Origin of the sequence: Euzebya tangerina (assembly GCF_003074135.1) — a bacterium.
GTDB lineage: Bacteria > Actinomycetota > Nitriliruptoria > Euzebyales > Euzebyaceae > Euzebya > Euzebya tangerina.
On record NZ_PPDK01000001.1, the window covers coordinates 2,863,204 to 2,888,664 of the forward strand.

At 67.5% G+C, this 25,461-nt stretch carries 21 protein-coding genes; 7 read left to right on the forward strand and 14 right to left on the reverse strand.

Annotated elements, in window-relative coordinates:
* Positions 1–26 precede the first annotated feature (26 nt).
* The gene (locus C1746_RS13285; protein ID WP_116715035.1) at positions 27–473 is read left to right on the forward strand and encodes a hypothetical protein; all 447 of its coding nucleotides are present in this window, start codon (positions 27–29) and stop codon (positions 471–473) included.
* A gap of 202 nt (positions 474–675) precedes the next feature.
* Here C1746_RS13285 and C1746_RS13290 read toward each other — a convergent pair whose 3' ends face one another.
* From C1746_RS13290 to C1746_RS13300, 3 genes are read right to left on the reverse strand one after another with little or no spacing between them, the layout of a single operon-like run.
* Positions 676–1,074 carry a hypothetical protein gene (locus C1746_RS13290; RefSeq protein WP_116715036.1) on the reverse strand — a complete coding sequence of 133 codons (399 nt, stop codon included), beginning with the start codon at positions 1,072–1,074 and terminating at the stop codon, positions 676–678.
* 1 nt (position 1,075) lies between these two features.
* Entirely contained in the window at positions 1,076–2,536 is a 1,461-nt protein-coding gene (locus tag C1746_RS13295) for an LPXTG cell wall anchor domain-containing protein (RefSeq protein ID WP_116715037.1), read from the reverse strand.
* A 49-nt stretch (positions 2,537–2,585) separates the two neighbouring features.
* The gene (locus tag C1746_RS13300; RefSeq protein ID WP_116715038.1) at positions 2,586–3,992 is read right to left on the reverse strand and encodes an ABC1 kinase family protein; all 1,407 of its coding nucleotides are present in this window, start codon (positions 3,990–3,992) and stop codon (positions 2,586–2,588) included.
* A gap of 47 nt (positions 3,993–4,039) precedes the next feature.
* On the opposite strand from C1746_RS13300, the gene C1746_RS13305 reads away from it, so the two are divergent.
* Complete coding sequence (locus tag C1746_RS13305) at positions 4,040–4,822, forward strand: PP2C family protein-serine/threonine phosphatase (protein WP_162867718.1); 783 nt, start codon at positions 4,040–4,042, stop codon at positions 4,820–4,822.
* Positions 4,823–4,834: 12 nt separating this feature from the next.
* Positions 4,835–5,611 carry a 3'(2'),5'-bisphosphate nucleotidase CysQ gene (locus C1746_RS13310; protein ID WP_116715039.1) on the forward strand — a complete coding sequence of 259 codons (777 nt, stop codon included), beginning with the start codon at positions 4,835–4,837 and terminating at the stop codon, positions 5,609–5,611.
* Between the two features lie 144 nt (positions 5,612–5,755).
* Here C1746_RS13310 and C1746_RS13315 read toward each other — a convergent pair whose 3' ends face one another.
* From C1746_RS13315 to C1746_RS13325, 3 genes are all read right to left on the reverse strand, one after another.
* Positions 5,756–7,699, reverse strand: coding sequence for an acetoacetate--CoA ligase (locus tag C1746_RS13315; RefSeq protein ID WP_116715040.1), 1,944 nt, complete (start codon positions 7,697–7,699; stop codon positions 5,756–5,758).
* A gap of 60 nt (positions 7,700–7,759) precedes the next feature.
* Positions 7,760–9,229 carry a septal ring lytic transglycosylase RlpA family protein gene (locus C1746_RS13320; protein WP_116715041.1) on the reverse strand — a complete coding sequence of 490 codons (1,470 nt, stop codon included), beginning with the start codon at positions 9,227–9,229 and terminating at the stop codon, positions 7,760–7,762.
* A gap of 204 nt (positions 9,230–9,433) precedes the next feature.
* Complete coding sequence (locus tag C1746_RS13325) at positions 9,434–9,838, reverse strand: universal stress protein (RefSeq protein WP_116715042.1); 405 nt, start codon at positions 9,836–9,838, stop codon at positions 9,434–9,436.
* A 153-nt stretch (positions 9,839–9,991) separates the two neighbouring features.
* Between C1746_RS13325 and C1746_RS13330 the strand changes: the two genes are divergently transcribed.
* Positions 9,992–10,366 (forward strand): ACT domain-containing protein, encoded by a 375-nt coding sequence (locus tag C1746_RS13330; RefSeq protein ID WP_116715043.1) that lies wholly within the window; start codon positions 9,992–9,994, stop codon positions 10,364–10,366.
* A gap of 64 nt (positions 10,367–10,430) precedes the next feature.
* Positions 10,431–15,119 (forward strand): NAD-glutamate dehydrogenase, encoded by a 4,689-nt coding sequence (locus C1746_RS13335; protein WP_116715044.1) that lies wholly within the window; start codon positions 10,431–10,433, stop codon positions 15,117–15,119.
* Between the two features lie 4 nt (positions 15,120–15,123).
* On the opposite strand, the gene C1746_RS13340 is transcribed toward C1746_RS13335, so the two are convergent.
* Complete coding sequence (locus C1746_RS13340) at positions 15,124–16,413, reverse strand: citrate synthase (protein WP_116715045.1); 1,290 nt, start codon at positions 16,411–16,413, stop codon at positions 15,124–15,126.
* A 164-nt stretch (positions 16,414–16,577) separates the two neighbouring features.
* On the opposite strand from C1746_RS13340, the gene C1746_RS13345 reads away from it, so the two are divergent.
* Positions 16,578–18,302 carry an alpha-amylase family glycosyl hydrolase gene (locus C1746_RS13345; protein WP_162867719.1) on the forward strand — a complete coding sequence of 575 codons (1,725 nt, stop codon included), beginning with the start codon at positions 16,578–16,580 and terminating at the stop codon, positions 18,300–18,302.
* A gap of 151 nt (positions 18,303–18,453) precedes the next feature.
* Positions 18,454–18,660, forward strand: coding sequence for a hypothetical protein (locus tag C1746_RS13350; RefSeq protein ID WP_162867720.1), 207 nt, complete (start codon positions 18,454–18,456; stop codon positions 18,658–18,660).
* Between the two features lie 29 nt (positions 18,661–18,689).
* Here the strand turns inward: C1746_RS13350 and C1746_RS13355 are convergent, their stop codons facing one another.
* Genes C1746_RS13355 through coxB form a run of 7 tightly spaced genes read right to left on the reverse strand, consistent with a single transcriptional unit; the run spans position 18,690 to position 25,344 of the window.
* Positions 18,690–19,655 carry a glucosyl-3-phosphoglycerate synthase gene (locus C1746_RS13355; protein WP_116715048.1) on the reverse strand — a complete coding sequence of 322 codons (966 nt, stop codon included), beginning with the start codon at positions 19,653–19,655 and terminating at the stop codon, positions 18,690–18,692.
* Positions 19,656–19,682: 27 nt separating this feature from the next.
* Positions 19,683–20,306, reverse strand: coding sequence for a cupredoxin domain-containing protein (locus C1746_RS13360; protein ID WP_162867721.1), 624 nt, complete (start codon positions 20,304–20,306; stop codon positions 19,683–19,685).
* The gene (locus C1746_RS13365) at positions 20,303–21,199 is read right to left on the reverse strand and encodes a cytochrome c oxidase assembly protein (protein ID WP_116715050.1); all 897 of its coding nucleotides are present in this window, start codon (positions 21,197–21,199) and stop codon (positions 20,303–20,305) included. Before C1746_RS13365 ends, C1746_RS13360 begins: the two co-directional genes overlap by 4 nt.
* Positions 21,199–21,540 carry a cytochrome C oxidase subunit IV family protein gene (locus C1746_RS13370; RefSeq protein ID WP_116715051.1) on the reverse strand — a complete coding sequence of 114 codons (342 nt, stop codon included), beginning with the start codon at positions 21,538–21,540 and terminating at the stop codon, positions 21,199–21,201. Before C1746_RS13370 ends, C1746_RS13365 begins: the two co-directional genes overlap by 1 nt.
* Before the next feature lie 22 nt (positions 21,541–21,562).
* Positions 21,563–22,180, reverse strand: a complete 618-nt coding sequence (locus tag C1746_RS13375) for a cytochrome c oxidase subunit 3 (RefSeq protein ID WP_116715052.1) — start codon at positions 22,178–22,180, stop codon at positions 21,563–21,565.
* The gene (gene ctaD, locus C1746_RS13380; protein ID WP_205711843.1) at positions 22,180–24,153 is read right to left on the reverse strand and encodes a cytochrome c oxidase subunit I; all 1,974 of its coding nucleotides are present in this window, start codon (positions 24,151–24,153) and stop codon (positions 22,180–22,182) included. Before ctaD ends, C1746_RS13375 begins: the two co-directional genes overlap by 1 nt.
* A gap of 3 nt (positions 24,154–24,156) precedes the next feature.
* Positions 24,157–25,344 (reverse strand): cytochrome c oxidase subunit II, encoded by a 1,188-nt coding sequence (gene coxB, locus C1746_RS13385; RefSeq protein WP_116715053.1) that lies wholly within the window; start codon positions 25,342–25,344, stop codon positions 24,157–24,159.
* Positions 25,345–25,461: the final 117 nt, after the last annotated feature.

Below are 25,461 nucleotides of genomic sequence, written 5' to 3' on the forward strand. Positions count from 1 at the left end.
AGCACAACGCGTCTAAAGTGCGAGCCATGCAGATGACAACGAGCTGGACATGTGATGTCTGTGGCGAGGACTCCGTCACGGCCGACAACGGTTACGTGGTGTGGGATATGGACCGCGAGACGATGGAGGATCACAGCTTCTCGATCATCCATCAGTCTCGATGCGACGACGACACGATGGCGTCTTCAAGCCCGTTGGCGGAGTTCTTGGGGCCTGACGGCTTGGCCAATCTGACATCGTTGCTGAGCCTTGGGCCGGTCATGATGAAGCGCGAGAGCCGCGATCGTCCTCCTCCGAAGGACATGACTCAGTTCATCGACTTCTTCCGTCGACTCCAGCTACCCGGATACGAGCAGGCCCGTCCCAACTTCCAAACCGAAGTGGCCTACGAGCGCTTGTACGACGCGAGCGAACTCTACCCGTATCTGCAGACCAATCTTGACTGGATCGCCGACCTCGATCCCGACTACTAGGCTCTCTGCCAGTGCACACTCAGTGCACATGACAACCTGAAACGACCGGATCTGACCACAGACGTCCTGACCGTCGATCAGGTGAAACCGCAGGTCAGAGCCGGTTTGCTCGACTAGCTCGAAACGACCGAAACCATCGGTTCGCAAACTCGCTTATCGCCGGTTCGTTCCGGCCCGGGCCTCTCACCTCGCCGCGGGCTGGCTACTCCTCGAGTGGCACCGGATTGCCGTCATCGTCGACACCGACCAGATCGCCGGTGCCGAGCACGTCGCGGAGCTGCGCCAGCCGTGCCGGGTCGTTGTCGTAGCTGACGACGATGAAGCCCGAGCCCAGGATCCACGGCCCGTCTGTCTGATTGCTGGAGGACCGAATGCTGTCCTCCTCGGTGTCGGTGAACACGACGGTGATGTCCCCGTCTTCGTCGTCCTCGCAGGTGATCAGGTCGGGGAGCGGCTCGCGACGTTCGCGGCAGGCGACCAAGCCCTCCTCCTCGAACTGGTCGAGGATCGCCGCGGCGGTCTCCGCCGGCGGCCCGGACGTGCACCCCGCGAGCAGCCCCGCGATGATCACCCAGGAACCGAGGGCTCGACGCGCGGCCACCCTAGCCCTCGCGACGTCGCAGAGAGACCAGGATCAGGCCGCTGAGGAGCATGAGCCCGAGTGCTGGAAGCGCGACGGTCGATCGTGAACCCGTGCGGGGCAGGTTGGTCTGGGAGTTGCTCGAACCGGAGCTCGAGTTGCTGGAGCTCGAACCAGAGGTGGAGGTTGCGGTGAAATCGGCGGTCGCACCGGCCTGGGTCCGATTCAGCTCAAGGCTGATGGCCGACCCGGTTCCCTCGGGAATCAGACCGACCGCCACCGGCTCGGTCAGGACCACGACACCGGTTGGGTCCGACGGTGGGTCGAAGTTCTCCTGGAAGCCGCCAGGTTCGACGCACGTCTGAAGACCTCGGTCGCTGAGGAAGCAGGACTCCTCCTCCGTGGTGCCCAGATCCAATCGGAGTGCACCGGCGCTCCGGTCGAGATCGACGCCCGCATTGGCCGCCGCGGGTGTCCGGAGGTCGGGAGGGAGGATCTCGAGCAGTCCAGTTGGGAGCTCGCGAACGATGTCAGCCGTGTCAGTCGTCGAGTCGGCGCCGAGCGCCTCGAGCACCCCCGGGAGCATGGTCACCGTGACGTCGGGCTGATCCCTGTCCGTCGCCGGACGAGCCGTGCCATTGGCGGCGGCCGCCGACCGTGCCGCACCGATCTCGATGATGAACAGGCCATCAGGTGCGTCGGCGCGGTCTTGGTCGGTTGGGATGACGGTGATGATGGAGGGCCCGACGGTCGACTCGGTGCGGATGACGCGATCGCTGAAGACCGAGGTGCTCACCCCGTCGCCGCCGTACATCGTCACCAGAGGTCGGTCGGTGAGGTCCGCGCGCAGCTCGCTGACGGCCTCCTCGATCTCATCGAGCGCCGGGTCGCCCTGAGGGAGCGCGGCGAGCGCCTGATCAAGGCGGATCAGGTTGTCGGTCATTCCCTGCACGCCGGGCGAGGACAGGTCAGCCACGGCCGCGTCGGTGAGGAGCAGTTCGAGCTGCGCACCGTCCGCCTCACTGCGCGCCCCGGTCGTGCTCGTCGTTGCCTGTGCCTCGCCGAGCCGTCCGCTCAGGTAGGCCTCCAGGTTGCCGGCAGCACCATCGTCCAGGTTCGCTGCGTCGACGGTGTCGTTGGTGACCGCCGTGCCTCGGCGTGCCTCGGCCTCCGCTCCAGCGGGTTCGAGTGCGCCGGCAGCGTCTGCACACGTGATCGCTGTGCAGTCCGATCCGGACGCGCTCAGGTGGTTGACCTGCAACTCAACAGTGTCCAGCTCGTTGCCGCCGATCTCGACCTCGAGGCCGTTGACCGTCCCAGCACCGGCGAAGAGCAGGCGGTTCGCCACCCCCGACCCGGCATCGAGTTCCGTCGTCGGGTCGGTGTCGGACGTCGTGTCGTTCGTCTGGGAGTTCTGGGCTCCGCCGGGCAGCGCGGGAAGCAGGAGCGCCACGAACAGGGCACCCACGAACAGCTTCTTCATGACAGAGGAACCCCTGGTCGCTAGACGGCTACTGGCGGAGCGGTCGAGTCTAGGCGCGAAGGTTCGACGCGTCGATGAAGGGCCGCTCCTCCTCACCCATGGGGGTCGCGGGCGGCGCGTCGAACCAGAACTCCTCCGAGATGCGGCGCCACGTGTTGGTTGCGCCGAGCAGCGCCATGATCGAGTTGATGCCCCACTGGATGCGATTGAGCACCAGGTAGTCGGGGGGCAGGTTCAGCCGTCTGATCATGTCGGAGTACCCCGCTCGCGGGTCGCTGGTCATGGCGATGACGCTCTGCGCGAAGGTCTGCGTGTAGGTGAAGGGCTCGTAGCTGAGGATCGGCGCGTTGAAGGCCTTGAACCAGTCCAGGAGGCGCTGTGCGTCGGGCTTGGCACCCGGGAGGAAACCCGCCTCGTCGAACACCGCGAGCAGCCCCTCGGCATCGTCCTCCCACAGCGGTGCCAGCTGCCGCTTGATCATGGCCCGCATCTGCGAGGTGAAGGTCTTGACGGCGCCGAAGTCCAAGAACACGACCGAGCCGTCACCGGGAAACAGATAGTTCCCCGGATGCGGGTCACCGTTGAAGAGACGGAAGCGGTGGAGGGAACCGAAGGAGAACCGGTAGATCGCCTCGGCGTACCGCTGCTTCGCGGCATCGTCGGCCTCGGCGAGCATGCCCTCGAAGGACTGGCCCTCGACGAACTCGGTCACCAGGATGCGGGGACGACACCACTCCAGGTGGACCGCCGGGATGCGGACGAAGGGGTGCCCGTCGTAGCGGTCGAAGAAGGCCTGGTGGTACTGGGCCTCGCGCTGGTAGTCGAGCTCGTCAGACATGCGGTCCCGCAGCTCGAGCATGAGCGGCTTGACCTTGAGGTTGGGGGAGACGACCTTGACCAGGGGTGCCAGGAGCTCGGCGTTGTCGAGGTCGGACTCGATGGCCTCGGCGATCCCGGGGTACTGGACCTTCACCGCGACGTCGCTGCCATCGGGCAGGGTTGCGCGATGGACTTGACCGATGGAAGCCGACGCGACCGGCTCGGGGTCCCACACCGCGAAGACGTCCTCGGCGGGTGTGCCGTACTGCTCAGCGATCACACCCTCGATGACCTCAACCCCGACCGGCTCGGACTGCGCGCGCAGGGCGGCGAGCTCCTGCTGGTAGGCCGCACGCACCTCGGGTGGCAGATCCACGTCCACGAAGGAGGCGATCTGGCCCATCTTCATCGCCAGACCCTTCATCGATCCCAGCAACTCTGCGGCCTGGGCGGCCGTCTCCGCGTGGAAGGCCGTCTCGGCACCACCCTGGCCGGTGAGGTCCCGCAGACGGGCCCCCAGCAACCCGGCCCCGGCACCGGCGGAGAACCGTGCGAGGTTCCGCCCCCGCGAGAGGCGATCCCCCAAGGGATTCCCGCGGCCGTCGTCAGACGCGGGAGTAGGGCGGTCGGATGCCATGTGCCTCCATCATGCCCGGGCGTGCCGGTTACAGTCGGCGGCCGACCATGACCGAGCGACCGTCGATCACCAGTGCCCTCCTGCGGGGTTGCGACCACACGGACCTGGACCGCATCGCGGCGACCGCCGTCTCGCCCGGGCTGGCCATCGCACTGTCCCGAGGGCGTGAGCCGAAGCGCTACCACTACACCGATCCGAACGAGGACATCGTCGGGGCGACGGCCGGCGAAGAGTCGGTGGTCCTGGTGGCGGCTGACGGCCACAACGGCTGGTCTGCCAGCCATCAGGCCGCCCCGATGCTGCTGGAGCGGATGACAGCATGGAGGACGGCCCCGAGCAGGCGAGAGATGGTCCTGGTGTTCCACGAGATCAACGCCGCCCTGCACGACGCGCGAGCGGGCGCTGATCCCGCGCAGGGTAGGTCGCGGACCACGCTCAGCCTTGCCCTGGTGAGGCGGGACGATCACGGTCAGCGGTACCTGACCCACGCGACGGTCGGGGATTCGCCGGTGCTGGTCATCCGGGACCGCCGGACCTACCGGGTCAGCAAGGACCGGCACCGGTTCCTGGGGAATTCGCTGTCCGCCCCGCAGGTCGCCGGCTCGATGGACTACGGCCAGACCGACCTGGGCCCCCACGACGTCGTGGTGGTGGTGACCGACGGGTACACCAACTTCGCCAGGGCGGGGGACATCGCCCGCCTCCTGCAACCGACGGCGGAGCAGTCCGCACGCCGGATCATCGACCACGCCGGCGAGCAGGGGGCAGGGGACAACGTCGCCGTTGCGGTGCTCTTCGGCGACGGGCCTGCTCATCCGGCCGACGCGTGACACCCTCGGCCCATGGCTGAACCTGCTGACCACACCCTGGCCCGTCGTTTGGCAACGGAGGCCGGACGGATGTTGGTCGCGTTGCGCGCCGAGCATCCGGATCCCGGCGCTCGCCGCCAGGCCCTCAAGGACGCCGGGGACGCCAGCGCCCAGGTCTTGATCGCGCGGCTTCTGAGCGAGGAGGTGCCGTCCGACGCGGTGTTGAGCGAGGAGGCTCGGGACAGCGCAGATCGGCTGTCGGCGGACCGGGTGTGGATCATCGACCCGGTGGACGGGACCCGGGAGTTCGGCGAGCCGCCACGCGACGACTGGGCTGTCCACGTCGGCCTGTGGGAGCGAGGGGTCGACGATGCGGATGAGGGGGAGTTGACGGTCGGCGCGGTCGCCCTCCCAGCCCTCGAGCTGACCCTGGGAACAGACGCTCCGCCGGCCCTGCCGCCGGCCGCAGAGCGACCGCGGGTGGTGGTGAGCCGCACCCGACCGCCGGAGGAGGCGCAGCGGGTCGCCAGGGCGCTGGGCGGCGAGTTGGTGCCCATGGGCAGCGCCGGCGCGAAGGCCATGGCGGTCGTCCGTGGGTTGGCGGAGGTCTACGTGCACGCGGGTGGGCAGTACGAGTGGGACTCAGCCGCGCCGGTGGCCGTCGCCCGAGCGGCGGGACTGCACACCAGCCGGATCGACGGGACGTCGTTGCGATACAACCAGCCGGACCCCTACCTGCCGGACCTGCTGATCTGTCGCCCGGAGTTGGCCGCCACCGCGCTGGCGGCGATCCGCGAGGCTACGGCCTGACCGGGGCGCGGTGGTGTGTCGGCTGCGAGCGCGGGCCGCTCAGAGGTGACACACCCGTGAAGCCACCCCCGAGCAGCACACCCGTGAAGCCACCCCGAGCAGCACACGCGTGAAGCCACGCCCGAGCAGCACACCTCGGCCGAGTTAGGCGAACAGCGAGCGGTACGCCTCCAACGCCTCCGGGTTGGCCATCGCGTCCGCGTTGTCCACGGTGCCGCCATCGATGACCGTCTTGACGGCCTTCTCGACCTTCTTGCCCGAGATCGTGTACGGCACCGCAGGCACCTGCACGATGTGTGCCGGGACGTGCCGTGGGGTTGTCGTGGTCCGGATGTCGGTGCGGATCCGGGTCAGCAACGCCTCGTCCAGCTCCGCGCCCTCCACGAGCACCACGCACAGCACCACCTCGACGTCTCCCTCCACCTGTCGGCCCACGACGATGGAGTCCTCGATCTCGGGGATCTGCTCGATCGCTCGGTAGATCTCCGCAGTGCCAATCCGCACCCCGCCGGGGTTGAGCGTCGTGTCCGACCGTCCGTAGAAGATCACCCCTCCCTCGGGTCGGATCTCGATGTAGTCCCCGTGGGTCCAGACACCGGGGTGCTCCTCGAAGTACGCCGACCGGTACTTCTCATCGTCGGGGTCGTTCCAGAACGAGACCGGCATCGAGGGGAACGGCTGGACGCAGACCAGCTCTCCCTTGGTCCCCACAGGGACCTCCTCGCCGGCGGGATCGACGGCCCGCACGTCCATGCCGAGCGCACGTGCCTGCAGCTCTCCGCGCCGGACCGGCAGTATCGGGACGCCACCGGCGAAGCAGCCGATGAGGTCCGTCCCGCCGCTGACCGAGGCCACCTGGATGTCGGCGGCGACATTCCCGTAGATCCAGTCGAACTGCTCCGGGTTGAGGGGTGCGCCGGTCGACATGAGCGCACGCAGAATCGAGAGGTCGGCAGCCTCACGCGGTACCAGCTCCGCCTGGGCACAGGCGGCGAGGAACTTGGGGCTGGTCCCGAAGTGCGTGACGCCGAGCTCCTCCGCCACCGACCAGAGGCGGGCGAGGTCGGGATGGGAGGGGCTCCCGTCGTACAGCACGATCACCGACCGGCTGGCCAAGGCCGAGACCAGCCAGTTCCACATCATCCACCCGCAGGTGGTGAACCACATGATCACATCGCCCGGCCGCAGATCGCTGTTCAGCTGGTGCTCGACCAGGTGCTTGACCAGCGTGCCGCCGTGGCCGTGGACGATCGACTTGGGGGCCCCCGTGGTGCCGGAGGAGTACATGATGAACAGCGGATGGTCGAAGGGCACCTGCTGGAACGTCGGCTCTGCGGGGGTCCCGGTCAACAACGCCGCATAGGCGTGGACCGCCAGCGACCAGGAGGTTGAATCGAATGCCGCCACCCCGGACCCGACGAAGTCCACGACGATGAGGTGATCCAGGGTCGGGAGCGCGCGGACGATCCCGTCGACCTTGTCGGCCAGGTCGTGAACCCGGCCGTTGTAGCGGTACCCGTCGGCGACGAGCAGCACGGTGGGCTCGACCTGACCGAACCGGTCGACCACTCCAGCGGCGCCGAAGTCCGGAGAGGTGGACGACCAGGTCGCCCCCAAGCCGGTTGCGGCCAACATGACCACGAGCGTCTCGACGGTGTTGGGCATGAACGCGCACACGCGGTCACCAGCCTGGACGCCCATCCCGGAGAGGGCCTGCTGCAGCGCGCCGACCTGGGCTCGTACCTGGCCGCGCGTCAGCCGTCGAGGGTGTTGCCCCTCGCCGGTCGAGATGACGGCCACCTCGTCGGCTGGACCTGCAAGGAGGTTCTCGGCGTAGTTCAGCCGCGCGTCCGGGAAGAAGCGCCTCCCGGGCATGCCCGTCCCGCTGCTGATCCGCTCACCCCTGTGGCCGACGACGCCCAACTCGTCCCAGACGAGAGACCAGAAGCCGTCGATGTCGGCGACCGACCACGCGTGCAACTCGGCGTAGCTCGTCGGCGCACCGGGTGCGGCAGCCATGAAGGCCGCGAGGTTGGTCCGTTGGGCGGCGGTCGGGTCGGGCTCCCAGAGCACGGGGTTGGATGCCATGGCCGAACCCTAGAGGTCGACCACCCTCGTGGTCGACGCGATGGCGAGGCGGTCGGGCGGCTACGACCCCGACCGCATCACCTCGATTCGGACGGTTGCGACACCGTCGTCCTTCATCCGCAGTTCGTCCGCAGCAGCTGAGGAGACGTCCAGGACGCGATCGCCGGAGAAGGGCCCCCGGTCGTTGATCCGGAGGTTCACGACCTCCCCGTTGTCCAGGTTGGTGACCCGGATGAGGCTGTTGAACGGGAGCGTGCGATGTGCTGCGGTGAACTCGGCGGGGTCGAACGTCTCGCCGTTGGCCGTCGGCCGTCCCTCGAAGCCTGGTCCGTACCACGAGGCCACGCCGTGGATCACCTCCACGGGGGAACCGTCCCCGACGTCCGGCTGTGTCGGACCAGGCGGGCTGATCGGGTCCGGGGCGGGGGCGGAGGAGGGGGCCGGCTCCGGCTCCTCCGGCGGGCCAAGCGGCTCTGGGGGAGCGGAGAGCGGCCCGGGCTCGTTCTGCAGGGCCGAGTCGAGTTGGGCGACCACGAAGTCATCGGCAGCGACCGGCCCGCCGACGACCACACCGGAGCTGAGCACGTGGGCGTTGCTGCGCAGGAACGTCTCGCTCGTCGCCGGCAGCTGGTCGGTCGGGGGGACCAGCAGCAGCGGGGCGCCCAGGCTTGCGGCCAGCGATCCGGCCGACAGCGCATCGGGGAAGGCGCGGCCGGAGGCGAACACCGCAGGACGGGGACTGCCGTCGAACCGTCGCAGCGACTCCGCAGCCAGTGCCACCGACGTGTCGTACCGACTGCTCTCGACGATCCGCCGTGTCTGATACCCGAGCCCTCGCAGCTGGTCCTCCACCTGATCTGAGATCGTCTGGGCATTGCCGAGGATGATGACCTCGGATGCGCTGAGCTGGGCCAGGGCACCGACGGTTGCCGACGGTAGGGCGTCCGGCTGGGTGAGCAGGGTCGGGATCCGGTCAGGAGTGGCCGCGAGGGACCCGGAGGCAACGGCATCCGGCCACGCACGGTCGGGGTTTGGGTGTTCACCGAGCGCGAGCACCACCTCACCCGTCCGCGAGGGCCCGGCGGCGACGGCGATGGCCTGAGCGGTCTCGAAGCGACTCGCGCCGGCCAGTCTGTTGATGTCGTAGCCGAGCGTTCGCAGACGCTGCTCGACCGCGTCGGAGACGGCGTTCACGCCCCCGAGGATCCACACCCGATCAGCCTGGAGTCGTGCCAGTTCGGCCTCGACGGCGACCGGGAGGCTGTCGGTGGCGGTCAGCAGCAGAGGAGCGTGCAGCGCGTGCGTGAGCGCGCTGGCGGCCAACGCGTCGGGGAAGCTGAACGCGGTCGCCAGGACCACGTCGGAGGCTTGGGACCGGAACTGCTGGGACGCCTCGACGGCGGTCTGGATGCGATCGTTTCCGGCGGCACGGCTGACGACGGAGTCTGCTGAGGCCAGGGTTGGGCTCAGCGACACGACGAGTACGGCTACCAGGAGTGATGTGGCAGCGCGTTTGAGGGAGAGGGGCATGGAGCGGGGAGGGTGGAGGTCAGGACACCGCTGATCAGCGGGGCAGACTGTCTGGTGTGCGACCGTCTGCGGTGTGTCGAGCCTGGTCAGAGGGGGAATGGCCAGAAGATCGACGTCACCACGTTGCTAGGCAATCTGCCCAGAAGGACGTCTCAGTACAACGGACTGCCGATGTCCAGACGGACACCTATCCGATTTGACTAGTTACGCTCCGGCGCTTGCCTTGACGGCGAGGACTGGACAATCGGCGCCCAGAAGCACATCTTGAGCGTTGGACCCCAGTACGAACTTGCCGACGGGGGACCGACGTCGAACGCCGATGACGATCAGATCGATGTCCTGCTCGCGCGCGTAGGCCACCAGGTCCTTGCCCGGATCGGCTCCTCGGACCAGTGCGTGCACCTCCGACGACACGCCCTCGGTCGCCAGGTCCGAGCTGATCGCTTCCAGCTGCTCCTCGTACCCAGCGATCTGGTCCTCGTCCCGTCCCTCGCCATGGAAGGAGTGAACCAGGAACAGCGTCGCGTCACGCAGCTTGGCCTCAGCCGTTGCGGCGGCCACGGCCGCATGCCCCTCGGGTGTGTCGACGTAGCCGACGAGGATCTTCACAGGGTGCTCCTTGCAGTCGAGATGGGACCATCGAGACGGGCGTCAGCATACGTCGGTCAGGGGCAGCCCGGTGTGCAAGACTGCGGTAGACGCGTTCGATGCCGATGTCGGCGCGCCCCACGCAACAAGACCGCAGGCAACAAGGATGGTTGGATGCACAAGGACTTCACCCTCATTCCGGACGATCACCCTGGTGCGCTCGCCCGCCTCGGTGAGGCGTGCGGGAAGGCCGAGATCAACATCGAGGGGATCAGTGCCTTCACCGGGGGTGGCAAGGGGGTGGTCCACGTCTTGGTCCCCGATGCCGAGCACGCGCTCGAGGTCCTGACCGAGGCGGGGTTGGACGTCCGGGCCGCACGCGACGTGGTGGTCACCGACATCCCTGACCGCCCGGGTGCGATGGGCGAGGTCTGCCGTCAGGTGGCGGATGCCGGCATCAACATCGAGCAGGCGTATCTGGCCACCGGCGGGCGGATGGTGCTGGTGGTCGATGACGTCGAGCAGGCCCGGGCCTTGCTCGGACGCTGAGTAGCGCCGGGGCGGCACGAGCTCGCGTGGCGCGGTCGATCAGCTGAGCGGAGGCGGGAGAGCGATGCACGACGCACTGACGGATCTCGAGGACCACCTGGCCACACGTGTCAGCCCTGAGCGGCTGGACAACGCCACCGCGCTGGCCTGGTCGACCTATCGCCGCCTGGCAGACGACGAACTGGCCACGCTCGACCTCGATGCCGCCGCGGTCACGGTCGATCGTGCCCTGCAGCTGTTCGAGACCGGTCGTCCGGGAACGCCGACGATCCTGATCGAGGACTCGGGCGACTCGAGCATCCTGCTGGTCCACATCGCCGACGGGCCCTTCATGATGTCGACGATCCTCGAGGAGCTCCATCGTCTGGACCTCGAGCCCGTCGACCTGGCCCACCCCGCGGTCGGGGTTCGCCGCGACGCCGATGGTCGACTCGTGGAGATCACCGCCGCTCGCGGGGCATCCCATCGCGAGGCCTACATCTCCCTTGACTTGCAGACCCGCCTGTCGGACGAGCAGAAGCAGGTCGTCGTTGATCGGCTGCACGCCGTCCTGGCCGACGCGCTCAGGGTGGTCGAGGACTTCCGCCCGATGACAACGGCGCTCGAGGCTGTGGTGACAGCCATGGAGGCACACGGGGACAGCGAGGAAGCCGAGTTCCTGCAGTGGCTGCTGGACGATCACTTCGTGTTCCTCGGCTATCGCAGTGGCGCCGACGGTCTTGGCCTGCTGCGGGACGAGAGCAGCGTGTCGCTGGATGAGCTCGACGGCCACGACTGGGCCGACAGTCCGGTGCTCGACGTCACCCGCACCGCGGGCGTCTCGCCGGTGCACCGCCAGGTCCGGATGACCTCGATCGCCGTGCGCCCGCCCCACCGGGATGGCGATCGTGCCGACGAGCACCGGATCCTCGGTCTGTTGGCCCAGAAGGCCTTCGTCCAGCCGTCGTCGACGGTTCCGGTGTTGCGGCGGAAGCTCCGAGCCGTACTGGACGACGTGGACGTGGTCGACCACTCCCAGGATGAACGCGCCATCCGGACGCTGTTCGATGCGCTGCCCAAGCAGGAGCTGTTCGAGCTGACCCATGACGCGCTGCGGGACGCGCTGATCAACCTGGTCGACGTCAGCCGTCGGGGCGGCGTCCGGCTGACGGTCCGTCGCGAACGAAACGGTCGCTCGGTGTCGGTGCTGGTCACGCTGCCACGCGAGCGCTTCTCCGCGGCACTCCGTGAGGAGATCCAGCAGCTGCTGGCCGGGCGGTTGGGGGCCACATCGGTCGACTACCAGCTCTCCTTGACCGAGCGGGACCAACCCCTGCTGCACTTCACGCTGCAGTCGGACGATGGGCTGGACCCAGCCCCGATCGACCTGGATGCCCTGCAACGGGAGATCACCTCGCTGGCGCGGACCTACACCGATGCGTTGGCCGCTGCCCTGGTTCCGCACCGAGGGTCCGATGAGGCCCGGTCGGTCGCCAAGGCGTGGTGTGCCGGGCTGCCGCCCGCCTACACCGAGACGACGCCGATCGCGATGGCCACCATCGACATCGAGGAGCTCGAGCGCCTGGATGGGCCGGATGCGGTCCGGATGCGGCTGGTCGAGCCGGCCGGAACGGGCAGCACGGGTCGGCCGGGTCTGCTGCGCTTCCGGCTGTACAAGTCAGGCCCGGGTGTCGAGCTGTCCGACTTCCTGCCGCTGCTCGAATCGATGGGGCTGACGGTGGTCGAGGAGCAGCCGTACGCCCTGCTGGAGGCGCCCGTCTGGGACGAGGTGCACATCCACGACTACGGGGTCCGCAGCTCGGTGGGGGAGATCGATGTGGCCAGCGACGGCCCGCGGATCGCCGCAGCCGTCGCGTCGATGTGGTCGGGGAGGAGTGAGGTCGACTCGCTCAACCGGCTGGTCATCGCCGCCGACACGGGGATAGACCTGGTGACCGTCCTGCGGGCCTACCGCCGCTACGGACGACAGGTCGGCACCAGCTACACCGAGGCCACCATCAACGACGCGCTGCTCGAGCACCCTCGCGTGGCAGCCGCGCTGCTCGCCTACTTCGAGGCCCGGTTCGACCCGGCACGTCCGGACTCCGAGCGGCAGGCAGCCGAGGAGGCAGCACGAGCGGCCGTAACTGCCTCGCTGGAGGAGGTCGCCAGACTGGACCAGGATCGGATCCTGCGGACCTTCCTGGGACTGATCGACGCCACGCTGCGGACCAACGTGTGGCAGCGCCGCCCGTGGCTGTCGTTCAAGTTCGACAGCGGACGGGTCCCCGAGGTGCCCAAGCCGGTGCCCTACCGGGAGATCTTCGTCTACTCCGCAGCCATGGAGGGCGTTCACCTCCGCGGGGGGCCGATCGCCCGGGGCGGGCTGCGGTGGTCCGACCGGGTCGATGACTTCCGCACGGAAGTGCTCGGTCTGATGAAGGCCCAGATGAGCAAGAACGCGGTGATCGTGCCGACCGGCTCCAAGGGCGGGTTCGTGCTGAAGGCCCGACCGGACGACCGGGATGCCCTGGCTGAGGCGGTCCGTGCCCAGTACCGGGTCTTCATCAGCGGGCTGCTCGACCTCACCGACGACCTCGACGGGGAGACCGTGGTCCCGCCGAACGACGTCGTCCGGCACGACGATGCTGATCCCTACCTCGTCGTCGCGGCCGACAAGGGCACGGCGACCTTCTCGGACCTGGCCAACAGCATCAGCCAGGAGTATGGCTTCTGGCTGGACGATGCGTTCGCCTCCGGCGGATCCCAGGGCTACGACCACAAGGCGATGGGCATCACTGCGCGGGGTGCCTGGGTCGCGGTGCAGCGCCACTTCCGCGAGCTCGGCATCGACGTCCAGGAGGAGCCGATCGACGTCGTCGGCGTCGGTGACATGTCCGGGGATGTCTTCGGCAACGGACTGCTCCGCAGCAAGGCCGTTCGTCTCGTCGCGGCGTTCGACCATCGCGACATCTTCATCGATCCGGCACCGGATCCGGCCACCTCCTACGCCGAGCGACAGCGTCTCTACGAGCTTCCTCGCTCGACCTGGCAGGACTACGACCGGGCGCTCATCAGCTCCGGCGGCGGCGTGTGGTCACGGACCTCGAAGTCGGTTCCGCTCTCGCCAGAGGCCCGCGAACTCCTCCGCATCGATCAGGAGGAGATCAGCCCACCGGAGCTCATCTCCGTCCTCCTCCGCGCCCACGTCGACCTGCTGTGGTTCGGCGGCATCGGCACCTACGTCAAGTCGCCGGACGAGTCGCACACCGAGGTGGGCGACCGGGCCAACGATGCCATTCGGGTCAACGCCAACGAGGTCGGCGCTCGAGTTGTCGGCGAGGGTGGCAACCTGGCGATGACCCAGCGTGGGCGGATCGCCTACAGCCGTCGTGGCGGCCGTTGCAACACCGACGCCATCGACAACGTGGCCGGCGTCAACACCTCCGACCGTGAGGTCAACCTGAAGATCCTCCTGCGCCGCGCCATCGAGGCGGGCACCCTCGACCCGACGAAGCGGGACGACCTGCTCGCCTCCCTCACCGACGAGGTCGGGGACGCGGTGCTCCGGGACAGCTACAAGCAGACCTGGGCGATCAGTCAGGAGGTCAACGCCACACCGGGTGGGATGGGGAGCTACGAGGACCTGATGGCCCGGTTGGAGGAGCAGGGCCGCCTGGACCGCGATGTCGAGGTGCTGCCGGACACTGCGGAGATGATCCGGCGTCGGGCCGACGGTGCCATCCTCACCCGGCCCGAGCTCAGCGTCCTACTGGCCTACAGCAAGATCGACCTGACCGACCAGCTCCTGGCCTCCGACATCATCGACCAGCCGGTCGTGGCCGCGATGGCACGGGAGTACTTCCCCGACACCGTGTCGGAGCGATTCCCCGAGGCGATCGAGTCCCATCAGCTGCGCCGCGAGATCGTTGCCACGGTCGTGGCTGGCGACGTGTGCGATCGGATGGGCATCACCTGGGCCGGACGAGTTGCCGGCGATCTCGGGGTGGACATCCCGACCGTTGTCGGGGCCTACTGGATCGCGCGCGGTGTGATCCAGGCTGACCAGAGCTGGCGTCGTGTCGAGCGCCTCGACGGCCGTGCCGATCCGGTCCTGCAGTTCGAGCTCAAGGGCGCGATCGACTGGCTGGTGGATGCCTTCACCCGCTCCTACATCCGACAGGGGAGGACCAACGACATCGCGGCGGCCATCGATGTCGACCGGCCGGTGCTGGTCGAGTTGTGTGCCGCGGACGCTGCGGCGGATCGTTCGAGCGCGATGCGCCTGACCCGCCAGGCGGCGCAGCGGTGGGTCGACCTCGGCATCGATGAACAGGTCGCAGAGGACATCGCCCTGCTGCCATCACTCAGCCTGGTGCCGGGCATCTCCGCAACGGCGGCACGAAGTGGCCGTTCCGTAGCCGACTGCGGCGAGGTCTATGCGCTGCTGGCCGCTCGACTGCCGATCGAGGGCCTCTCACACCGGCTGCAGCGCTACGAGCCGCACGGTCGCTGGGAGCGCGGGCAACATCGCGGACTGATCGACGATCTGCGGCGGCTGCAGCACGGGCTGGCCCGTCTGGCCATCGACGAAGCCGGGCCCTCGGAGGACCCCGCCGCCATCGTCACCACTGCGCTCGCCCGTCGTTCCGACGCGCTGCAGGCTGCGGAGTCCATCGCCGCCGCGGTGTTGGCCCAACCGGACGTCGATCTCAACGCCGTTGCGGTTGCGGTCAGGTCGTTGGCGGCGCTGTGGACCGACTCAGGTCACTAGCCGATCAACCCCGGCTCTCGATCGGGACGTAGGTCCGCTCTGAGGAGCCTTGGTAGATCTGCCGTGGCCGGCCGATGCGGGTCTCCGGATCCGCCATCATCTCCTTCCACTGGGCGATCCAGCCCGGTAGACGACCGATGGCGAACATGACGGTGAACATCTCCTCGGGCAGCCCCATGGCCCGATAGATCAGGCCGGAGTAGAAGTCGACGTTCGGGTACAGCTTCTTCTCGATGAAGTAGTCGTCCTTGAGCGCGACCTCCTCGAGCTCCTGAGCGATCTCGAAGAGCGGGTCGTTGGGGATCAGCTTGCGCAGGACCCGGTCGGCGGTCTCCTTGATGATGGTCGCCCGCGGGTCGAAGTTCTTGTAAACGCGGTGGCCGAAGCCCATGAGGCGGAACGGGTCGTCCCGGTCCTTCGCCCGGGCGATGAAGGAGGCCGTGTCGCCGTCTGCGTCCCGGATCTCGGTCAGCATCTCCAGCACCGCCTGGTTGGCGCCGCCGTGCAGCGGCCCCCACAGGGCGTTGATACCGGACGCGATTGCGGCGAACATGTTGACCTGGGTCGAGCCGACCAGTCGGACGGCTGAGGCGCTGGCGTTCTGCTCGTGGTCGGCGTGCAGGATGTAGAGCAGGTCCAGCGCTTTCGCGACCTCGGGATCGACCTCGTACGGCTCGGCCTTCACCGCAAACATCATGTGCAGGAAGTTCTCGGGATAGGACAGCTTGTTCCACGGGTAGATGAAGCGCTGCCCGATGGACTTCTTGTACGACCAGGCGGCGATGGTGGGCAGCTTGGCCATGAGCCGGTAGATCGAGACCTCGACGTCGCGTTCGTCCAGGGGGTCGTAGTGGTCCTGGTAGAACGTGGAGAGGCCGGCCACGGCCGCTGACAGGATCGCCATCGGGTGGGCGCTCTTGGGGAAGGCGTCGAAGAACTGCCGCATGTCCTCGTGCAGCAACGTGTGGATCGTGATCTGGTGTTCGAAGTCGTCAAGGGTCGCCTGATCGGGCAGATCGCCGTAGATGAGCAGGTAGGCGGTCTCGAGGAACGAGGAGCTCTCCGCCAACTGCTCGATCGGGTACCCCCGATAGCGCAGGATGCCAGCCTCGCCGTTGAGATAGGTGATCTCGCTCTGACAGGAGGCCGTCGACGCAAAGCCCGGGTCATACGTGGTCAGGCCCGTCGCCCCGCGCAGCCCGGAGGAGTGGATGCCTCGCTCCCCTTCCGTGCCGGTCACGACCGGCGCGTCGAAGCTCTCCCCGTTCAGTGCAATGGTGGCGTGGTCAGTCATCGGGGCAGATCTCCGGTCTGTAGGTGGTCCTGGTGGTCTGGTGCGGTCGTGGCGGTGACGACGTGGGCTGCAGGTACCAACGCTAGCGGACGCACCCAGCGGCAGTATTCCCCGATCCACAAACGACACGCATCGGCAACACGTGGGTGGCACGCTACGCCTCGATGGACGCCGAGGTGTTCGAAGCCGCCGTCAGGGATCACGCTGTGGCCCTGTACGGCGCGGGGGACGCGGAGCGGTTGGTCCGGGGCCTGCAGGCCCTCGCCGACCAGGCCTGGATGTCGACCACGCCACGTGGACTGGACCACGCCGACGTCTGGTTGATCGCCTACGCCGATCACGTCCGGGACGCCGGGGACCCTCCAGCGGAGCGGACGCCCTTGCAGGTCATGGCAGCGCTGCTGGAGGAGGAGTTGGCCGATGTCGTCTCCGGGGTCCACCTGCTGCCCTTCTATCCCTGGACCTCCGACGACGGCTTCGCGGTCATCGACCATCTGGCCGTCGATCCTGGCGTCGGATCGTGGGCGGACCTCTCGGCGATCGGTGCCACCCACCGGCTGATGGTCGATGGTGTGGTCAACCACGTGTCGGCGTCGCACCCCTGGGTCGCGGCATGGCTGGCCGACGGGCGGGACGGGTGGATCCTCGAACCGGACGCCGAGATGGACACCTCGGCAGTCGTCCGGCCTCGCACCGCTCCGCTGCTGACCGCATTCGAGGACGCGGCCGGCCGGACCCGGCAGGCCTGGACCACCTTCGGGCCGGATCAGGTCGACCTGGACTACGGCAACCCCGACCTGCTGCTGGCGATGACAGAGATCCTGCTCACCTACGTGCGGCATGGCGCTTCGGTGATCAGGCTGGACGCCGTGGGGTTCCTGTGGAAGGCCTCGGGCACCACCTGCATCCACCTTCCCCAGACCCATGAGATCGTCCGCCTGTGGCGGACGGTCATGGACCACCTCGCACCCGGGACCATGCTGATCACCGAGACCAACGTGCCCCATGACGAGAACGTGAGCTACTTCGGCGTCGGGAGCGACGAGGCACACCTCGTCTACCAGTTCCCGCTGGCCCCGCTGGTCCTGGCCGCCTACGTGTGGGGCAATGCCCAGGATCTGTCACGCTGGGCCGCAGCCCTGGCTGACCCGCCCGTCGGGTGCACCTACTTCAACTTCCTGGCCTCACACGATGGCATCGGGCTGCGACCAGCCGAGGGACTGCTGTCCGCAACCCAGATCCGGGGGCTGTGCAACCTGGCGAGGTCGACCAGTGGCGGGGTCAGCTACCGCACCGACGTCGATGGCTCGGAGGACCCCTACGAGCTCAACACCACCTACGTCGATGCGCTGTTGGCCGTGGCAGACGATGGGCTGGGTGTGGCGCGGGTCATCGGGGCGCACGCGATCCTCCTGGCGCTGCAGGGCGTTCCTGGCATCTGGTTGGGATCCCTCTTCGGCCAGTCGGGAGATCCTTCGCTGGTGGAGCAGACGGGCCGTCTTCGATCGATCAACCGGGCGCGGCTGTCACTCGAGTCGCTCCGGGCCGCACTCGAGGATTCCCGGACGGTTGAGCAGGGCGTCTTCGAGGGGATCAGTCGTCTGGTCCGACTCCGACGAGCACACCCGGCGCTGGCCCCCGACAGCCCCCAGCACATCCTGCCGACCCCCGGCTGGCTGGTCGGCATCGTCCGCGGTCGCGCCGGTCACCGGGTCTTCGTCATCGTCAGCGTGTCGAACCGGGACCGCTCGGTGATCCCCTCCGACCTCGTCGGACGATCGACCTGGCGTGACGCGCTCGCCGCGCAGGACGGCCGCGACATCGAGGCGGGCGACGTCGTGGTGCTCCCCCCCTACGGCGTCATGTGGCTGGAGGAGATTGGATCCTGACGGCTCGAACACCCTCAGGTCCGTCCGCGGGTCCCTACGGTGTGACTGGTCGCTGTGGAGCGTTGGCCGTCGGTGGGACAATCGCCACCTGCGGTGAACTCGGCTACTGCTGAGACCAAACCCGTCGCGAAGAACCTGCGAGGAGCGCGTCATGAACGACGCAAGACACCAACAATTGATGTTCGCCACCTACGTCGCGTTCGGATTCATCGGAAGTCTGATCATCGCCTGGATCATGCTCGACAGCGCGTTGTCGGCGTTGGGCATTGCAGCAATCGTGGGACTCGGTTGCGGCGTCGGCTACGCGATAGGGCGGCTCGTCATCGACGGGCCGTCAAAGGGGGCCCGAGACGGTTAGGCCGGAGGCTCCAGACGGTTAGATCGGTCTCATGGGGCGGTGGCACGGTACTCAACCATCGGTGGTCGCTCGATGATCTCGATCTGGCCGGCTTCCAGCAGGTTGACGGTGTCGTCGGCGTCGCGCTGGAACTGCCGGTAGGCCGTCGGCAGATCCGGGAACGTTGCCCGACCCGCATCGGGCAGCCGACGGAGTGCGGCCTGGGCAACACCGAACGCCATGCGGGACAGCGCCGTGATGTCCTGGTTCCGATGGATGCGCTGGCCGATGTCCACCTGCGCGATCGCGTCGGCACCGCGGCGGCCCAACGTATCGATCAGCATGCCGATCTCCACGCCGTACCCCGTCGAGAACGGGATGGACTCGAGCAGCTCTCGGCGGCCGGCGTACTCGCCCGAGAGAGGCTGGACCAGCCCGGACAGCTCCGGCCAGAACAGGTTCAGCAGCGGTCGGGCCAGCAGCTCGGTGACCCGCCCGCCACCAGCCGGGTGCAGGGTGCCGTTCAGCTCGATGGGCCGGTCGTAGAAGGCCTTGACCAGCTCGATCTGCGGCGTGGTGATCAGGGGCGCGACCAGTCCGCTGACGAAGATCGGGGACGGGTTGCGGATGTCGGTGTCGACGAAGGTGATGATGTCGCCGCTGGTGACCGACAACGACCGCCACAGCGCATCGCCCTTGCCGAGTGCCGGGCCGAGGTCGGGGAAGGCCCCGATGTCGGTGTGGACGCGGGCGCCTCGGTCAGCCGCCACCTCCGGCGTCGCATCGGTGGACCCGCCGTCCAGCACGACCACCTCGTCCACCAGGACGCCGGCCAACGACATGACGGCATCGATGACGTCGCCGATGGTCGGGGCCTCGTTGTAGGCCGGCAAGACGACGCTGACCGAGAGGCCCTGATCGGCCTTGGCCCACGCAGCGGCCTCCAGGTCCAGGCTGCGGGACTCGAAGGTGCGACGTCGATACCACTCAGCGACGTCGAAGTCGGGGATCTGCATGGCTATCTCAGCGTCAGCAGTGCTCGGTCAGCTGAAGGTGATATCGCCCTCCATGCCGGCGGCGCGGTGACCGGCGATGGAGCAGAAGTAGGTGTAGGTCCCGGGGTCGATCGTGATGGTGGTCACGTCGATCCCGTTGGTGGCCTCGACCAGGACCGAGTCACCCTGGAAGCCCTCGATGACGACGTTGTGGACCTGCCCCGAGGAGTTGTCGATCGCGACGGTCACCTCGCCAGCCGGTGCTTCGGCCGGCGCTGAGGTGTAGACCAGCGAGCTGTCCGCCCCCCAGACCAGTGCCCCCTCCGGGATCTCGGTGACGGCAGCATCACCGCCCTCCTCGCCCTCACCACCGTGCTCCTCGATCTCGCGCACGCCCACGCTGGCAGCTACGCCGCCCGCACCGACCAGTCCGAGCATGGCGATGGTCAGGCCGACGGCCAGAGCTGGTGCGGAGATGTTGCGACTGCGCTCGACGACGAAGGCGACGACCAGTACGTAGGCAGCCGCGACGACGGCCACCAGGACGCTGATGGACTTCGGGACCGCCAGCAGGATGCGAGACAGCGACCACGCGAACAGCAGGATGCCGCCCAGGATCGTCACCGGCATCAGGATCGGCGTGAACACTCGCCGCCGAAAACTCTCGTTCATGGGGTCTTCTCGCCTCGTTGTTCGGTGAGTTCGGGAATCATGTCGGTCCCGGCGTAGTCCCGCCAGTACAGGAAGTCGGGTTCGCCGCGCTTCTCCTCCCGGGACCAGCGGAAGAACATCACGGCGATGATGCTCCACATGAACAGGCCACCGCCGATCTTCATGATCAGTCCGGCGATCTGGAGGTCAACAACCGGTGTGATGGCCTCCCAGATCCGTGGGGCCGACGCGTAGGAGGTGTAGATGGCCGCGGAGGAGAACGTCAGGAACGATGCCGGCACGGTCGGCACGATCGAGTGGCTGAACAGGTAGGCCATGCGGCCGAGGTAGCTGTAGTGCGGCAGCTCCGGCAATGGGGAGAAGACCGGCCACCACATCAGCAGGCCGACCAGCACCCACATGACGTGGGTGAAGAGGTGGAACAGGCCGTTGGTCACGCTCGTGTCCACCCACAGGGGCGTGTGGGCGATCGCCACGAAGGTGTTGACCAGCACGATCGCTGGCAGGGGTTTGGTGGCCGCGCGAACGATGCGCGTCAGACGTGGTGTCAGCAGCGCCCGGAACAGCCACGCCGGTGTCCCGAGCAGCAGCAGCGGCGCGGCGGCCAACTGGAACAGCAGGTGCTGCACCATGTGGACGCTGTAGAGGTAGTCCTCGCCCAGGCTGTGGATCGGCCAGCTGCCGCCGATGAGGAACAGCATGACGCCGCCGTAGAACATGGCCTTCTGCTGCCGCGTGGCAAAGCCGGTGCGGCGCAGATGGGCGGGGGCGTGCGTCGGCCCCAGGGTGCTCAGCAGGTAGGCGTAGCCACCTGCGAGCAGGACGACCAGCAGCAGGATGTCCGGGAAGAACTGGAACCTGACCGCGGTGGAGAACTCGACGGGAGGGGGCATCAGAACCCCTGGGGGTCCAGTCCGTTGCTGCCGAGGAACCAGTCAGCTGCGACGACCGCGAAGATGACGGCTGCCAATGCCAGGCCTCCCACGAACATGCGCCGCAGCGCTGGGTGATCGAAGCGCAGGTGCATGAACCAGGCACCCACCAGAACGAACTTACCGAGGGTGAGGATGATCAGCGAGGGCGTGGTCACGGCCCGGCCCAGTGACTCGCGGAAGACGTAGAGGAGGACCTCGACGGTCGTCATGACGGCCAGGATCCCGGCGATCTGCAGGTAGGCGCCGCGGGATGGGCCGTGGTGCTCCTGCTCGGTGTCGTCGGCGGTTTGTTGAGCCATGGGGTTTGGTCCTGTCCCGCCGCTAGCCGACGGGGATGAGGTAGATGACGGTGAAGATCACGATCCACACGATGTCGACGAAGTGCCAGTACAGGCCAACCAGTTCGACGGTCTCGAGGTGCTTGTCGGCGGTGATGCCGCCCCGCAGGGACAGTGCCCAGAGCGCCACCAGCATCACCACCCCGACGGTGACGTGAACGCCGTGGAAGCCGGTCAGCATGAAGAACGAGACGCTGAAGGGGCTCGTTTCGAGCTTGAAGCCCTCCTCCACGAAGAAGGCGAACTCATACATCTGGCCGGCCAGGAAGACCATGCCCATCAGCGCGGTGGCCAACGTCCAGGTCTGGAAGGCCCGCATGTCCCGGCGCTGCAGCGCGTCCAGCGCCAGCACCATGCCGAGCGAGGACATCAGCAGGATGAACGTCGAGGCCGAGGTGAACGGGATGTCGAAGACGTCGAACGCGGTGAGCCCGTCGTTCGTCCGATTCAGGTAGAGCAGGTAGGTCGCGATCATCGCGCCGAAGAACAGGCACTCCGACCCGATGAAGGTCCACATGCCCAACTTCTCGTTGGACATGCCGAGGTTGGTGGTGTGGCCGTGATCGGCCGCCGCGTGGTCGGCTGCGTCCACGGTGCTCATCAGTGGTGCTCCTCTGCGGAGGGCTCCAACGCCCAGCCGAGCATCGAGCCGAACGTGAGGATGCCACCGACCGCGAAGAAGGCGGTCATCGTCAGACGGTCCTCGAAGAAGACGCCGTAGGCCGCGATCGGCAGACCGAGCGAGAGTAGCAACGGGAACCACGACGGATCCGGCATGTGGATGCCGAGTTCCTTCGCGGTCTTGCCGCTCACCTTGTCGCCGTAGGGGCCACCGGGGTTCTCGTCGTCGGCCCCGCCGGCCGCGACCCGGACGGGTGTGCCGGAGTCGTCGGAGGCGTACTTGCGATACCACAACTCGTCGTTGTCGCTGATCTGGGGGATCTGGTCGAAGTTGTGGACTGGTGGTGGGGAGGAGGTCAGCCACTCCACGCTCCGTGCATCCCACGGGTCCGCGCCGGCGGGCGGGTTGTTGCGCGAGAGGAAGATGTTGGCCACGAAGATCAGGAAGGAAACCCCGATCACGAGGGCCCCGAGTCCGACGACCGCGTTCCACACGTTCCAGCCCATGCCGTCGGCGTAGGTGTAGTAGCGACGGGGCATGCCGTTCAGACCCAGGAAGTGCATCGGGCCGAAGGTCAGGTTGAAGCCGACCAGCATCGACCAGAAGTGGATCTTGCCGATCCGTTCGTTGAGCAGCTTGCCGAAGACCTTGGGGTACCAGAAGTAGATGCCACCGAAGAGTCCGAACAGTGCCCCACCGAAGAGGACGTAGTGGAAGTGGGCGACCACGTAATAGGTGTCGTGCTGCTGGGTGTCGTGGGGGACCAGGGAGTGCGTGACCCCGGAGAGGCCGCCGATGGTGAACATCGACACCAGCCCGATCGCGAACAGCATCGGGGTGGTGAACCGGATCTGCCCACCCCACATCGTGCCCAGCCAGTTGAAGATCTTGATGCCGGTCGGGACCGCGATGAGCATGGTGGCGATGCCGAAGGCGGAGTCAGCGACCGGGCCGAGGCCGGCGGTGAACATGTGGTGGGCCCACACACCCCAGCCGAGGAAGCCGATGGCGATCCCGCTGAACACGATCGCGGAGTAGCCGAACAGCGGCTTGCGGCTGAACACCGGGAGGATCTCGGAGACGATCCCGAACGCCGGCAGGATCATGATGTAGACCTCTGGATGCCCGAAGAGCCAGAACATGTGCTCCCACAGGACGGGGTCGCCACCGTTGAGCGGGTCGAAGAAGGGACCGGCGAAGCGGACCTGGAACATCATCTGCCACAGCGCGATCCCGATGATCGGCATGGCGAACAGCAGCAGGAACGCGACGACGAAGCTCATCCAGGTGAACACCGGCATGCGCATCATCGTCATGCCCGGTGCGCGCATGTTGAGCACCGTCACGATGAAGTTGACGGCACTGGCCAGCGATGCCACACCGGCGATCTGCAGGCCCATCGAGTAGAACAGCGTCCTCGACTGCTGGATCGCCACCGCGTCGGCCGCGAGGTTCCCGGCCGGGTCGGGACCGACCAGCGCCTGGGGGAAGTAGGAGACCCAGGAGCTGTTCGGCGCACCCTCGAACAGGAACGAGCTGTAGACGAAGAGGCCCGCAACGATCCAGATCCACAGACTCACCGCGTTGATCCGCGGGAACGCGACGTCACGCGCCCCGATCTGCAGCGGGAGCAGGTAGTTGATGAAGGCGGCGCCCAGCGGCATCACCACGAAGAAGACCATCGTCAGGCCGTGCATCGTGAAGATCTGGTTGTAGGCATCCGCCGACAGGACCTCACCGTTGGGTGTGGCCAGCTGCGCGCGGATCAGGAGCGCCTCCAGACCTCCGACGACGAAGAAGATCAGCGCCCCAACGCCGTACATGATGCCGATCCGCTTGTGATCGACCGTCGTCAACCACGAGACCACGCCCGTGGTCTTGGTCGGGCGCGGGAAGATGCCGCGACGACGTGGGCGGGTCGCGGTCTCCGGGTTCTCTGCGATGGCGGTCACGCGTTACTCCAAGGTTGCGAGGTAGGCGATGATGGCGTCGAGTTGCTCACCGTTGATCGGCTCGCCGTCGACCTGAGTGGCCGGCATGTGGGAGCCGGGTTTGATCCCCGATGAGTTGCGGATCCACGCACGCAGGTTCTCCATGGCCTCGTCCGGGTTCTCCACCTGGTCCCCGAACGGTGAGTCGAAGATGTAGCCGGCGAAGGCCTCACGGGCGGCGAAGTGCGTCAGGTCCGGCCCGACGCGCGAGGGGTTGTCGGGATCGACGTCAGGGTGCCCCGTGATGTTGTGACAGCCGATGCACGCGCCGGTGACGAACAGCTCCTGCCCCTGGGTGACCAACTCGTCCTCGGCCAGTGGTGCCGGCTCCTGCTGCGAGGCCACCCAGGCCTCGTAGTCCTCGGGAGCGTGCGCGATCACCGTGAAGCGCATGTTGGCGTGCGACAGGCCGCAGAACTCCGCGCAGTTCCCCGGATAGATCCCCGGTTCGTCGGCCTGGATGCGCATCTCGCGGATGGCACCCGGCACGTAGTCGCGCTTCCCGGCGAGCGAGGGCACCCAGAAGGAGTGCAGCACCGGTGCGTGGCCGTACACGTTGGTGTTGCCCGGCTCGGAGCCGTCCAGCCGGATGTAGATGTCGCGTCCGGTCGGGATGTGCAGCTCCGAGGCCGTCCAGATCCCGGCCTCCTCGTAGCGGAACTCCCACCAGTACTGCTTGCCGACCACATCGATCATCAGGGCGTCGGGGTCCGGCTCGCGGGCCAGGTCGAAGATGGTCCTGACGGTGGGCACGGCGATCACGACCAGGATGAGCGCAGGGATGATCGTCCAGACGATCTCCAGGCGGGTGTTGCCGTGCGTCTGGACCGGCAGCTCCTCCTGCCCCTTGTCCCGGAACCGGACGATGATGTAGGCCAGCCCGGCGAAGACGAACACGAACACGCCGATGGCGATCGGATACGCCAGGTCCCACAGGGCGTCCTGGTCGGCGGCGACGGGGCCCAGGGGTTGGAGCGCATCGGCCGGCAGTTCACGCCCGGGGTCTGGGCCCGGGATGTTCGCGGTGGGGCTCCCGTCGAAGTCACGGGAGCACCCGGCCAGCACGCCGGAGAGCAGCCCGACCGCCAGGAGCAGTCGTACCCGCGCGGACGACAGGTGTCCTCCGAGCCGGCTGAGCGAGGCAGGCCTCATGGTGTGGGACGTCTCCTAGAGGGGTTGGCGGGAGCTTTGCGTCGGCTTTGCGGGCCGACCATAGGGGATCTCGACGGTTGGTCAGCAGTTGACCGACGGCATCGAGGCAGATTGTGG